The organism is Agromyces soli (assembly GCF_022811605.1).
Lineage (GTDB): Bacteria > Actinomycetota > Actinomycetes > Actinomycetales > Microbacteriaceae > Agromyces > Agromyces soli.
In genome coordinates this window covers 1343148-1356036 of the sequence record NZ_CP094533.1, presented here as the reverse complement: position 1 = coordinate 1356036, position 12889 = coordinate 1343148, and the positions used below count along the sequence as shown (strand labels likewise).

Below are 12889 nucleotides of genomic sequence, written 5' to 3'. Positions count from 1 at the left end.
CGGATCGGCGGCGTCACGAGCCCTCCCGCGCAACTAGGCTGGAGGCCATGTCGAAGGTCCTCACCTCCCTGCCCGCCGGCGAGCGCGTCGGCATCGCCTTCTCCGGGGGGCTCGACACCTCCGTCGCCGTCGCCTGGATGCGCGAGAAGGGCGCGGTGCCCTGCACCTACACCGCCGATCTCGGCCAGCCCGACGAGCCCGACGTCGAGGCCGTGCCCGGCCGCGCGCTCGAGTACGGCGCCGAGCTCAGCCGCCTCGTCGACTGCAAGGCGGCGCTCGTCGAGGAGGGCCTCGTGGCGCTCCAGTGCGGCGCGTTCCACATCCGCTCCGGCGGCAAGACGTACTTCAACACGACCCCGCTCGGCCGCGCGGTCACGGGCACGCTGCTCGTGCGCGCCATGATGGAGGACGGCGTCGACATCTGGGGCGACGGCTCGACCTACAAGGGCAACGACATCGAGCGGTTCTACCGCTACGGCCTGATGGCCAACCCGCGCCTGCGCATCTACAAGCCGTGGCTCGACTCGGCCTTCGTCGCCGAGCTCGGCGGCCGCCAGGAGATGAGCGAGTGGCTGCTCGAGCGCGAGCTGCCGTACCGCGCGAGCGCCGAGAAGGCCTACTCGACCGACGCGAACATCTGGGGCGCGACGCACGAGGCGAAGGTGCTCGAGGAGCTCTCGGCCGGCATCACCACGGTGGAGCCGATCATGGGCGTGAAGTTCTGGGACGAGTCGGTCGAGATCCCCGCCGAGGACGTCACCGTGCGCTTCGAGCAGGGCCGCCCGGTCGCGATCAACGGCGTCGAGTTCGACGACGCGGTCGAGCTCGTGCTCGAGGCGAACCGCATCGGCGGCCGCCACGGCCTCGGCATGAGCGACCAGATCGAGAACCGCATCATCGAGGCGAAGTCGCGCGGCATCTACGAGGCGCCGGGCATGGCCCTGCTGCACCTCACGTACGAGCGCCTGCTGAACGCGATCCACAACGAGGACACGATCGCGAACTACCACAACGAGGGCCGCCGCCTGGGCCGGCTGATGTACGAGGGCCGCTGGCTCGACCCGCAGTCGCTCATGCTGCGCGAGTCGATCGTGCGCTGGGTCGCCTCGGCGGTCACGGGCGAGGTCACCGTGCGCCTGCGCCGCGGCGACGACTACACGATCCTGAACACGGAGGGCCCGGCGTTCAGCTACCAGCCCGAGAAGCTCTCGATGGAGCGCGTCGGCGACGCCGCCTTCGGCCCCGAGGACCGCATCGGCCAGCTGACCATGCGCAACCTCGACATCGCCGACTCGCGCAGCCGCCTCGAGCAGTACGCGCACCTCGGCATCGTCGGCGGCTCGACCGCGGCCCTGGTCGGCGACCTGGCCGAGGGCGACGCAGCCGAGATCGCCGCGCCGGCCGACGACGCCGCCTCCGCCGCGACGGATGCCGCGATCGAGGCCGCGGCGTTCGACCTCGGCACCGACTGAGCGGAGCGATCCCGCGCACCACGCAGCCCGGCACCTGGATGGTGCCGGGCTGCGTCGTCTCGCACGGCGGTTCGGGCGCCGGCGGTCGGGGCGGCGGTTCGGGCGCCGGTCGGATCGCGCTGCTGGTTAGCGCGGGACCTGGGTGCAGCCGCTCAGGGCGAAGAGCGGGTCGCCCCGGCCCTCCATCCAGACGGCGGTGCCGTGGTCGTCGTACCAGAAGCCCGGGTAGACGTCTTCCTCGTCCTGGTGCTTGGCGTGCGCTTTGACGACCGCGAGCTTGTCGGTCTCGATGTACACGTAGGGGTTCTTCGCGCTGTGCGTCGCGTGGCAGTAGGGGACCTTGTGGTCCCCGTCCACGGGACTCGAGGCGAACGCCGGCGACGCGGTCGCCAGCAGGGCTGCCGCGGCGAAGGGCACGGCGGCGAGGACGGCGACGGCGCGCCGGATGCTGCGCTCGGCCATGATGGGCTCCATTCTCGGGTTCGGACGACCGCGTCATGCGGGTATGCGGTCAGGGTCAGCAAAGCACTGCGCGACCTCGCCAACAAGAGGAATCCTCACCCCCGTTCGGGGCGCGCAGCGAAGCCGGCCCGAGGGGAGGACAATGGGGGTCTGCCCACGAGGCAGACGAGGAGGAGGGCGCGTGAGGATCGAGCTCCGCGGAGTCGCCAAGGGCCGGGACGGGCAGGCGCTGCCCCCGACCACCGTCGGATTCGAGTCCGGTCGCGCGACCCTCGCGAGAGCCGAGACCGAACAGCGGCCCACCGTGCTCGGGCTCATCGCCGCCGGGCGCATGCGCCCCGACTCGGGCGAGGTCGTCATCGACGGCAAGACGGATGCCTCGGCCATCCGCCGTCGGATCGCCCTCATCGACGCGCCGGAGGTCAGCGACCCCGCCCCCGACATCACCCTCGGCGGCGTCGCCGCCGAGGAGCTCATGTTCGCCGGCATCCCGTCCAACCCCGTCTCGGTCGGCCGCTGGCTCAGCCAGCTCGGCCTCGATCACCTCGCCCGCGTGCCGATCGCGAACGTCGCGCCGCACGCGAGGCTGCGCCTGCTCACCGAGCTCGCGCTGCTCCGCGAGGGCGTCGAGGGCCTCGTGATCGTCTCGCCCGACCGGCACGGCGGCGACCCCATGGAGTGGTGGGAGCTCGCGAAGGGGCTCGCCGACCGCGGCTTCGCGCTGCTCGTGATCGCGGGCGACGCCTCGGCGGCGGCGATCGGCGCGGCCGCGATGATCGCGAGGATGCACGGCCCCGACGAACCGGACGACGAGCTGCCGCTCGCGCAGGGAGGCATCGCGTGAAGATCCCGCAGATGATCGCGGCCGAGTTCCGGCGGCTCACCTCCACGAAGATGTCGGTGCTGGCGCTGCTCGCGCTCGTCGCGGTGCCGGTGCTCTACGGCGGCCTGTACCTCTGGGCGAACCAGGATCCGTACGCGAAATTCGCCGAGGTGCCCGTCGCGCTCGTCGTCGAGGACGAGGGCACGCCGGCCACCGACGACGCCCCCGCGCGGAACGTCGGCGACGAGATCGCCTCGGAGGTCGTCGCCGACGGCGCCTTCGACTGGCACCGGGTCTCGGCCGAGGAGGCCGAGCAGGGGCTCGACGAGTCGCGCTACGACTTCGCCATCACCTTCCCGCGCGACTTCTCCGAGGCGCTCGCCTCGGTGCAGACGGATGCCCCGCGGCAGGCCGAGATCGTCCTCGCCACGAACGACGCCAACAGCTACCTCGCGGGCACGATCGGCAAGCAGGCGGTCGAGAAGATCCGCACGACGATCGCCGAGAAGGTGGGCCAAGAGGCGGCGTCCACGCTGCTCGACTCGATCTCGACGATCCGCGGCAAGCTCGGCGAGGCCGCCGACGGCGCGGCCCGGCTCACCGACGGCGCCGGCACCGCGCTCGACGGCGCCGGGCAGCTCGGCGCCGGGGCCGGCCGGCTCGCCGACGGCACGGCGCAACTGCGCGACGGCACCGCGCAGCTCGCGGACGGCTCGGCGACCCTCGCCGACGGCGCCGGACAGGTCGCCGACGGCAACGCCGAGCTCGCGGCATCCGCCGACCGGGTCGGCTCCGTCGTCGCGCAGGCCGCCGCCGACGTGCCCCAGGCGCGCGCCGAGATCGAAGCGCTGCTGCGCGCCCAGGGACTCGACCCGGCCACGATCGACGCGGTGCTCGCCCGGCTCGACGTCGTCGGCACCGCGATCGTCGACGGCAACGAGCGGGTGCAGCAGGTCGTGGGCGAGGTGGACCGGCTGGCCGACGGCAGCCGGCAGGTGGCGAACGGCTCGGCGGAGCTCGCCGCGGGCGCCCGCACCGCCGCCGACGGCGCGGCGCAGGCGGCGGGCGGCGCGGCGCAGCTGCGCGACGGCCTCGGCACGCTGCAGTCCGGGCTCGGCGAGCTCGAGACCGGAGCCGGCACCCTCCGCGACGGGCTGCAGGCCGGCGTCGCCGAGATCCCGGACTCCTCCCAGGCCACGCGCGACGCGCAGGCGGCGACGATCGCCGATCCGATCACGCTCGAGACGAGCCAGGTGACGCAGGCGGGCAACTACGGCGCCGGGCTCGCGCCGTTCTTCGCGGCCCTCGCCGGCTGGATCGGCATCTACGCGCTGTTCCTCATCGTGAAGCCGATCTCCCGGCGCGCGGTGACGGCGCTGCACTCCCCCATCCGGATCACGCTCGCCGGCTGGCTGACCCCGGGCCTCCTCGGCGCGGTGCAGATGGTCGCGCTCTACGTCGTGCTCGCGGTGACGCTCGGCTTCCAGATGCACCATCCGCTCGGCGTCGTCGGCACCATGGTGTTCGCCTCGGCGACGTATGCGGCGATCATCCTCGCGCTGAACGTCTGGCTCGGCTCGGTCGGGCAGTTCCTCGGCCTCGTGCTCATGGTGCTGCAGCTCGTGACCGCGGGCGGCACGTTCCCCTGGCAGACGCTGCCCGCGCCGCTCGCGGCGCTGCACCACGTGCTGCCGATGGGCTACGTCGTCGACATGATGCGGCAGTTCATGTACGGCGGCGATCTGTCGCGCGCCTGGGCGGATGCCGGGGTGCTCGCCATCTGGCTCGCCGGCGGCCTCGTGCTGGCCGCGATCGGCGTGACTCGGATGACGCACTTCCGCACTCTGCGCGACCTGCAGCCGAGCCTCATCGGCTGAGCGGCGTCGGGCCGGCTGAGCGGCTGAGCGTCCGCTCGGCTAGAGCCAGTGGCGCGACTTGAAGATCAGGTAGAGCACGGAGGCCGAGGCGACCATGAGCACGATCGCGAAGGGGTAGCCCGCCTCCCAGCCGAGCTCGGGCATGTTGTGGAAGTTCATGCCGTAGATGCCCGCGACGAGCGACGGCGCGAAGAAGATCGCCGCCCAGCTGGAGATCTTCTTCGTCTGCTCGCTCTGCGCGAGGCTCGTCTCGGTGAGCGACTGCATGACCTCGTTCTGCCGCTGCGCGACGAGGGTCGCGTGCACGCTCAGCGCGTTCTGCAGGGTCTGCCGGAACTCGTCCGCCTTCTCCGTGATGCGGATGACGTGGTCGAGCACGTCGCGCAGGGAGCGCCGCAGCTCGAGACCGGCGTCGTCGTCGTTCGTCTCGGCGCCGGCGTCGAGCTCGGCGCGGAGCGTCTCGATGACCCCGACGAGCGGCTTCGTGGCTCGCTGGAACTCCATCACCTCGCCCGAGAGGTCGTAGATGCGCTTCGCGACCGCCGCCTCGCCGGAGAACAGCTCGTCCTCGATCTCGTCGATGTCGTTCTCGAGGCCGGCGACCACGGGCGCGTACTCGTCGACGACCTGGTCGAGCACGGCGTAGAGCACCCCCATCGGGCCGCGGGCGAGCAGCCCGTCGGACTCGAGCCGAGCACGCACGCGGCCGAGATCCGGGGACTCCGCATGCCGCACGCCGACGACGAAGTCCTGGCCGACGAAGAGGTGCACCTCGCCGAACTCCACCCGCTCCTCGGCATCGAGGTAGCGGGCGGGGCGCAGCACGACGAAGCGGGTGTCGCCGTAGCGGTCCAGCTTCGCCCGCTGATGGCCAGTGAGCGCGTCCTCGACGGCGAGCACGTGCAGGCCGAACTCCTGGGCGACGATCTCGAGCTCGGCCGCGTCGGGCCGGTAGAGGCCGATCCAGGCGAAGCCGCCGGGCGCGGCCTGCAGCGCCTCGAAGGTGTCGTCGAGGCTCACGGGCGTCGCCACGCGTCGCCCGTCGACGTACACGGCGTTGTCGATGACGGTCACGGCGTCAGTCTGGCACGCGGGCGCGGCCCGGCCGGGATGCCTCGCGCGCCCGGCCTCGCGCCACCCCGCGCACCCCATACCGACGCGCCCGCCCCCGCCCCGTCCCGTCCCCGTCCCGCCCCCGTTCCCGTCCCGTCCCCGTCCCGCCCCTGCCCTGTGCCGTCCCCGTCCCCGTCCCGTCCCCGTCCCGCCCCTGCTCCCGTCAAGACGGCACTATCTGCGGGTGCCAGGGCGCCGCGACCCGCGAATACTGACGTCTTGACGGTGGGGGGGGTGGGTGGGTGGGTGGGGGGTGGGATGGGTGGGATGGGTGGGATGGGGCCGGGCAGGGGTGCTCAGGCGCGGGCGCCGGGGGTCGCGTGGGCGAGCACCCAGGAGTGCATCGTGATGGCGGCCGCCGCGGCCGCGTTCAGCGAGCGGGTCGAGCCGTACTGGGTGATCTCGACGACCGCGTCGGCGATCGCCTGCGCCTCCGGCGACAGGCCCGGCCCCTCCTGCCCGAAGAGCAGCACGCAGCGCTCGGGCCAGTCGAAGGCCTCGATCGGCACGGCGCCGGGAACGTTGTCGACGGCGATGATCGGCAGGGATGCCTCGTGCGCCCACGCCGCGAAGCCGGCGAGGTCCCCGTGGTACTCCAGGTGCTGGTAGCGATCGGTGACCATCGCGCCGCGCTTGTTCCAGCGGCGACGGCCGATGATGTGCACGGTGTCGGCGGCGAAGGCGTTGGCCGTGCGCACGATCGAGCCGATGTTGAGGTCGTGCTGCCAGTTCTCGATCGCGACGTGGAAGCCGTGCCGCCGCTCGTCGAGATCGGCCACGATCGCCTCGAGCCGCCAGTAGCGGTAGCGGTCGACGACGTTGCGCCGGTCGCCGTGCTCGAGCAGCTCGGGGTCGTAGTACGGCTCGCCCGGCCACGCGTCGCGTCCGCCGGGCCAGGGACCGACGCCGCTCGGCAGCTGGACCTCGGCGGGCGCTGCACCGCCTTCGGACTCTGCGCCGTCTGCGGGCGCTGCGCCGCCTTCGGACTCTGCGCCGTCGGCGGGCGCTGCGCCGCCTTCGGACTCCGCGCTGCTTTCGGGCGCTGCGCCGTCGGCGGGTGCGCCATCTGCGGCTGCGGGCGCGGCGTCGTTCACCTGTGCCACGGTACTCGCACCACCCTCACCCCACTTTTCGGTGCGCCTAAATTCTGCTAACTTTTCGGTATGCCGAAATCTCCCGCCGATCCGCTCGCGCCCACCGCTGACCGCCTCGACGAGGCATCCGCCGACGCATCCGCCACCGGGCCGCGCGGTCGCCGCCCCGAGCGCCGCGGCTCGGTCCCCCGCGCCGCCTGGCTGATCGGGCCGGCGCTCGTCGCCGGCGTCGCGTACCTCGACCCCGGCAACGTCGCGAGCAACATGACGGCGGGTGCGCAGTACGGCTACCTGCTGGTCTGGGTCGTCGTGCTCGGCAACCTGATGGCGTGGCTCATCCAGTACCTGTCGGCGAAGCTCGGCATCGTCACCGGGCGGAGCCTGCCCGAGGTGCTCGGCGAGCGCATCCGCAGCCGCTGGGGCCGGCGCGCCTACTGGCTGCAGGCGGAGCTCGTCGCGATGGCGACCGACCTCGCCGAGATCATCGGCGGCGCGGTCGCGCTGAACCTGCTGTTCGGCATCCCGCTGATCTGGGGCGGCGTGATCACGGGGGCGGTGTCGATCGGGCTCCTGATGATCCAGTCGCGCCGCGGCCCGCGCACCTTCGAGTTCGTCATCATCGGGCTGCTGCTCATCATCACGATCGGCTTCAGCGTCGGCGTGCTGATCGCCCCGCCCGACCCCGGCGGCCTCCTCGCCGGCCTCGCGCCCCGCTTCGAGGACACCGGCTCGGTGCTGCTCGCGGCCTCCATCCTCGGCGCGACGATCATGCCGCACGCGATCTACGCGCACTCGGCCCTCAGCCGCGACCGCTTCGCGACGCCCGGATCGAGCCGGGCCGCGGCCCCCGGCGAGGCGACCGAGCTGCCGGCCGGCGTGCTGCTGCGCGCCACGCGCATCGACGTCACGGTCGCGATGGCGATCGCCGGAACCGTGAACCTCTGCATCCTGCTGCTCGCCGCGGTCAACCTCGCCGGCGTCGACGGCACCGACAGCCTCGAGGGCGCGTACGCCGCGCTCGGGGCGGCGCTCGGCCCGGTCATCGCGACACTCTTCGCGATCGGGCTGCTCGCCTCGGGGCTCGCCTCGACCTCCGTGGGCGCGTACGCCGGGGCCGAGATCATGCACGGACTGCTGCACGTGCGCGTGCCGCTCCTCGTGCGCCGACTCGTGTCGCTGCTTCCGGCGCTCGTCATCCTCGGGCTCGGGCTGGACCCGACGCTCTCGCTCGTGATCAGCCAGGTCGTGCTGTCGTTCGGCATCCCCTTCGCCCTCGTTCCGCTCGTGTCGCTCACGGCGAAGGCCGGCGTGCTCGGCCGCTGGCGCAACCACTGGGCGACGACCGCTGCGGGCGTCGCGGCATCCGTGTCCCTCATCGCGCTCAACGCGCTGCTGCTCTGGCTGGTGTTCACCGGGGCGTAGAACTGGCGCAGAAGTTTCGGCCACGGCAACAGTCGGCAGACTTTCACCCGCACGGTCCGTCACAGAGCCCGCGCGCGCCCCGGTCGTCGCCTACGCTGCGGGAACCCACGGAGGAGGATCCCCATGACCGGCTGGCGCGTGCGCGAGTTCCACAACGACGATCTCGACGGCATCCTGCACCTCTGGGAGGCCCAGCGGCGCTCGGGGCACGAGCCCGTCTACGACCTCAGCGAGGTCGTCGCCTCCTGCCAGAAGGACCACGCCGTCGTCGCAGTGCACGGCGAGGAACTCGTCGGCGCGGTCGTCGGGCGGGCGGCGCACGACCAGGGCTGGATCGTCTTCTTCGGCATCGCCGAGGACTGGCGCGGCCGCGGGATCGGCTCGGCGATGCTCGCCGCGCTCGAGAAGCGGATGGCCCCGCACGGGCTGACGAAGCTCTCGGCGCTCATCCCCGAGCACGAGAGCCGCGTCGACGCCTTCGCCCACCAGGGCTTCGAGCCGAAGCACCAGCTGCGCTACTTCGAGCGCCGCATCCCGGTGCAGCGGCAGGAGCTGACCTCGCTCGCCGAGCTCGGCGGGCGGCTGCTGCCGCGCACGCTCTGGGAGTCGGTCGCCGGGATGCGGCGGGAGAAGGAGATCCTCGAGCAGCGGCTCGTGCTGCCGCTCGCCGAACCGGACCTCGCCGAACGCTACGGGGTGGTGCCGCCGCGCGCGGTGGTGCTGTTCGGTCCGCCGGGCACGGGCAAGACGACCTTCGCGAAGGCCATCGCCTCGCGGCTGGAGTGGTCGTTCGTCGAGGTGTTCCCCTCGCGCCTGGCGGCCGACCCGCGCGGACTCGCGGGCGCGTTGCGCGAGACGTTCACGAAGATCGCCGAGCTCGAGCACGCCGTGGTCTTCATCGACGAGGTCGAGGAGATCGCCGCGCAGCGCTCGGGCGAGCCGCCGTCGCCGCTGCAGGGCGTGACGAACGAGCTGTTGAAGATCATCCCCGCGTTCCGCGAGCAGCCCGGGCGTCTCCTCGTCTGCGCGACGAACTTCATCCGCGCGCTCGACAGCGCGTTCCTCCGGCACGGACGGTTCGACTACGTCATCCCGATCGGTCTGCCCGACGACGCCGCGCGCCTCGCGATCTGGCAGCGCTACGTGCCGGAGCAGGTCGCGCGCGAGGTCGACCTGGCGCTCCTCGTCGAGCGGACGGCCGGGTTCTCGCCGGCGGACATCGAGTTCGCCGCGCGCAGCGCCTCGCAGCGCGCGTTCGAGGCGGCAGTGCGGAGCGGCGCGACGGAGGCGGATGCCGCGGGGCGGGCGGATGCCGCGGTGCGGCCTGCCGGACCGAGCACCGAGGACTACCTCGAGGCGATCGGCACCACCCGCACGACGGTGTCGGCCGAGACCGCCGAGGCCTTCCTCGAAGACATCGAAGCGCTGGCCCGCGTGTAACCGGTCGAGGCGGTGGCGGTGGCATCCGCTCCCTCCGCCCGACCGTCTGCGCCACTTCCGCTCCGACGCGCCACCCCTCCTGGCGCAACGAGGCCGAGTGGCGCGATCGAGGCGACGGCGGGCCGCCGCCCGAGCACGTCGCCCGCAGAGGGCCCGATAGTCTGGGGCTGATGCCGGCCAGCAAGAATCCCGCGATCGAGGACTACCTCAAGACGGTGTACGCGCACACCGAGTGGCAGCCCGACCCCATCACGCCGTCCGTGCTCGCGGGCAAGCTCGGCGTCGCCCCGTCGAGCGTCACCGAGATGGTGAAGAAGATGGCCGCCGCCGGCCTCATCGCCCATGTGCCGTACGGCCCCCTCCGCCTCACCGATACCGGACGCGAGCGCGCCCTCGCCGTCGTCCGCCGGCACCGGCTCATCGAGACCTGGCTCGTGCAGGAGATGGGCTACGGCTGGGACGAGGTGCACGACGAGGCCGAGGTGCTCGAGCACGCCGTCTCCGACCGGCTCCTCGACGTGATCGACGAGCGGCTCGGGCGGCCGAGCCGCGACCCGCACGGCGACGCGATCCCCGCCGCCGACGGCACGATCCCGGCCGAACCCTTCCTCCGCCTCGACGAGGCGCCGCAGGGGCACCGCGGCCGCATCCTCCGGATCAGCGACCGCGACCCGGCCGTGCTCCGCGAGCTCGAAACCGCCGGCCTCGCGCCCGGCGTCGAGGTCGTCGTGAGCCTCGGCGACGGCGAGCGCGTGCGGCTCTCGGCGGGAACCTCGGATGCCCCGGCGCCGGCGCTGGAGCTCCCGGGCACCGCGGCCGCCGAGATCTGGCTCACCGCCTGAGCACACCACCCAGCGCCTGAGCGCACGCCGCGCGCCTGAGCGCACGCCGCGCGCCTGATAGCATCCGGCGGTGCGCATTCTCCGTCGAACGCTCATCGCCCTCGCCGTCGTGGTGGCCGTCGTCGTCGCCGCGGGCGTCGCCGGGTACTGGTGGCAACGCCCCATGCTGCTCACCGGCACCGGCTACGCCGCGCACAACGCGTGCGCCGTCACCGAGCTCGCCGGGCGCGACGACCCCGAGCACGACCTGCCGCCGAACCCGCTCGTGCCGTACCTGCGCTTCGGCGCCGACGAGCCCGGCGAGACCACCGGGTCCCTCCTCGGCATCCTCGCGAAGCAGCGCGCCTGGTACACGGAGGGCTTCGGCTGCACCCTCGCGGGCGAGCGGCCCGACCTCGGCACCGCGACGGCGATCGACGACGCCGGCAACCCGCTCGCCGGCGCCCCGGCTCCGACCGCCGACGCCGCGGTCGACGCGGCCATCGCCGCCGCCTTCGCCGACGGGGCGCCCCCGGAGCAGGCGGCGGCGCTCGGCACTCGCGCCGTCGTCGTCCTGAAGGACGGCGAACTGGTCGGCGAACGCTACGCCGACGGCTTCGACGCCGCGACGCCCCAGCTCGGCTGGTCGATGTCGAAGAGCGCGACCGACCTCATCACCGGGGTCCTCGTGCAGCAGGGCGTCGTCGCCCTGGACGACGCCGACCTCCGCCCCGAGTGGACGGACGAGCGCGCGAGCATCACGATCGAGCAGCTGCTGCGCATGACGAGCGGCCTCGAGTGGGACGAGACCTACGACCTCGGCACGCCGATCACGCAGATGCTGTACGGCGAGGCCGACATGGGCGGCTACGTCGCCGGGCTGCCGCTCGAGCACGCCCCGGGCACCGTGCAGGAGTACTCGAGCGGCTCGACGACGCTGCTCTGCTCGGTGCTCGCCGAACGCACCGGGCTCGGCGCCGACCTGCCCAGGCAGACCCTGCTCGCTCCGCTCGGGTTGTCTTCGGCGGTCTTCGAGCCGGATGCCGCGGGCACCCCGGTCTGCTCCTCGTACCTGTGGATGACTCCGCGGGACTGGGCCGTGCTCGGCCAGTTCGCCCTGCAGAACGGCGAGTGGAACGGCGAGCAGCTGCTCCCCGCCGACTGGATGGCGAAGAGCCTCGAAGTGCTGCCCGTCGAGCAGACCGACGACCCCGGCTACGGCATGGGCTGGCGGGTGAACACCCTCACCGACGGCTCGCCGCGCTGGCCCGGGCTGCCCGCCGACACCTACTACGCCTCGGGCCACGACGGGCAGAAGGTCATCGTCGTGCCGTCGGAGGGCCTCGTCGTCGTGCGGATGGGCTTCACCCCCGAAGCCGACGACGAACCGAGCGAGGTGCAGCTCGTCGAGGAGCTGATCGCGGCGCTCGGCTGAGTCGCGCAGACCAGCGGATGCCTCGGCTCGCCGCTCGCGGTCGGCCGGGGCGTCCCGCCGTCGTCATCCGTTCGCAACATCGGAGCCCTACGCTGGACGCATGGGACGACGCGATGAAGTCGAGTGCTGGCTGACCGACATGGACGGCGTGCTCGTGCACGAGAACCACGCCCTGCCCGGCGCCGCCGAGCTGCTGCAGCAGTGGGAGGACCAGGGCACCCCCTACCTGGTGCTCACGAACAACTCGATCTTCACGGCCCGCGACCTCTCGGCCAGGCTCCGCGCTTCCGGCCTGAACGTTCCGGAGGAGCGCATCTGGACCTCGGCGCTCGCGACCGCCGACTTCCTGAAGCAGCAGGTGCCGGGCGGCTCGGCGTTCGTCGTGGGCGAGGCGGGCATCCTGACCGCGCTGCACGACGCCGGCTACATCATGACCGAGACCGACCCCGACTTCGTCGTCGTGGGCGAGACCCGCAACTACTCCTTCGAGGCGATCACGAAGGCGATCCGGCTGATCGACCGCGGTGCGCGCTTCATCGTCACGAACCCCGACGCGACCGGGCCGAGCGCCGAGGGACCGCTGCCCGCGACCGGCGCGATCGCCGCGCTCATCACGAAGGCCACCGGCAAGGACCCGTACGTCGTCGGCAAGCCGAACCCGATGATGTTCCGCTCGGCGCTGAACAAGATCGGCGCGCACTCCGAGAACACGGCGATGATCGGCGACCGCATGGACACCGACATCGTGGCGGGCATCGAGGCGGGCCTGCACACCGTGCTGGTGCTCACGGGCATCAGCGACCAGGCCGAGATCGAGAAGTACCCGTTCCGCCCCGACGAGGTGCTGAAGGGCGTCTTCGAGCTCGTCGGCGAGGCCGCCGAGACCGAGCTCTAGGCCCGGCGCGCGCTCGCGCGCTGCCCCACCCGAGA

11 protein-coding genes are annotated in these 12889 nt (G+C 72.7%); 8 read left to right on the top strand and 3 right to left on the bottom strand.

Annotated elements, in window-relative coordinates; genetic code table 11:
• Nucleotides 1-47: 47 nt before the first annotated feature.
• Nucleotides 48-1472, top strand: coding sequence for an argininosuccinate synthase (gene argG / locus MTP13_RS06485; RefSeq protein ID WP_243570258.1), 1425 nt, complete (start codon nt 48-50; stop codon nt 1470-1472).
• A 126-nt stretch (nt 1473-1598) separates the two neighbouring features.
• On the opposite strand, the gene MTP13_RS06480 is transcribed toward argG, so the two are convergent.
• On the bottom strand, nt 1599-1934 hold the full coding sequence (locus tag MTP13_RS06480) for a hypothetical protein (protein ID WP_243570257.1): 336 nt from the start codon (nt 1932-1934) through the stop codon (nt 1599-1601).
• Between the two features lie 181 nt (nt 1935-2115).
• On the opposite strand from MTP13_RS06480, the gene MTP13_RS06475 reads away from it, so the two are divergent.
• Both MTP13_RS06475 and MTP13_RS06470 read left to right on the top strand, forming a co-directional pair.
• Nucleotides 2116-2778, top strand: a complete 663-nt coding sequence (locus MTP13_RS06475; protein ID WP_243570256.1) for a hypothetical protein — start codon at nt 2116-2118, stop codon at nt 2776-2778.
• Entirely contained in the window at nt 2775-4634 is a 1860-nt protein-coding gene (locus MTP13_RS06470; protein WP_243570255.1) for a YhgE/Pip domain-containing protein, read from the top strand. Before MTP13_RS06475 ends, MTP13_RS06470 begins: the two co-directional genes overlap by 4 nt.
• Nucleotides 4635-4673: 39 nt before the next feature.
• On the opposite strand, the gene MTP13_RS06465 is transcribed toward MTP13_RS06470, so the two are convergent.
• Together MTP13_RS06465 and MTP13_RS06460 are read right to left on the bottom strand one after the other, a co-directional pair.
• A complete protein-coding gene (locus MTP13_RS06465) occupies nt 4674-5708 on the bottom strand; it encodes a magnesium and cobalt transport protein CorA (protein ID WP_243570254.1) in 1035 nt (344 codons plus the stop codon).
• Between the two features lie 335 nt (nt 5709-6043).
• Nucleotides 6044-6664, bottom strand: a complete 621-nt coding sequence (locus tag MTP13_RS06460) for a TrmH family RNA methyltransferase (RefSeq protein ID WP_243570934.1) — start codon at nt 6662-6664, stop codon at nt 6044-6046.
• Nucleotides 6665-6910: 246 nt separating this feature from the next.
• Between MTP13_RS06460 and MTP13_RS06455 the strand changes: the two genes are divergently transcribed.
• The 5 genes from MTP13_RS06455 to MTP13_RS06435 all read left to right on the top strand — a co-directional run bounded on the left by MTP13_RS06455 (nt 6911) and on the right by MTP13_RS06435 (nt 12854).
• Nucleotides 6911-8263, top strand: coding sequence for an Nramp family divalent metal transporter (locus tag MTP13_RS06455; RefSeq protein WP_243570253.1), 1353 nt, complete (start codon nt 6911-6913; stop codon nt 8261-8263).
• A gap of 123 nt (nt 8264-8386) precedes the next feature.
• Nucleotides 8387-9703, top strand: coding sequence for an ATP-binding protein (locus tag MTP13_RS06450; protein WP_243570252.1), 1317 nt, complete (start codon nt 8387-8389; stop codon nt 9701-9703).
• Between the two features lie 170 nt (nt 9704-9873).
• Entirely contained in the window at nt 9874-10545 is a 672-nt protein-coding gene (locus MTP13_RS06445) for a metal-dependent transcriptional regulator (protein ID WP_243570251.1), read from the top strand.
• 70 nt (nt 10546-10615) lie between these two features.
• On the top strand, nt 10616-11959 hold the full coding sequence (locus MTP13_RS06440) for a serine hydrolase domain-containing protein (RefSeq protein WP_243570250.1): 1344 nt from the start codon (nt 10616-10618) through the stop codon (nt 11957-11959).
• 100 nt (nt 11960-12059) lie between these two features.
• A complete protein-coding gene (locus MTP13_RS06435; RefSeq protein ID WP_243570249.1) occupies nt 12060-12854 on the top strand; it encodes an HAD-IIA family hydrolase in 795 nt (264 codons plus the stop codon).
• The last annotated feature ends 35 nt before the right edge of the window (nt 12855-12889 follow it).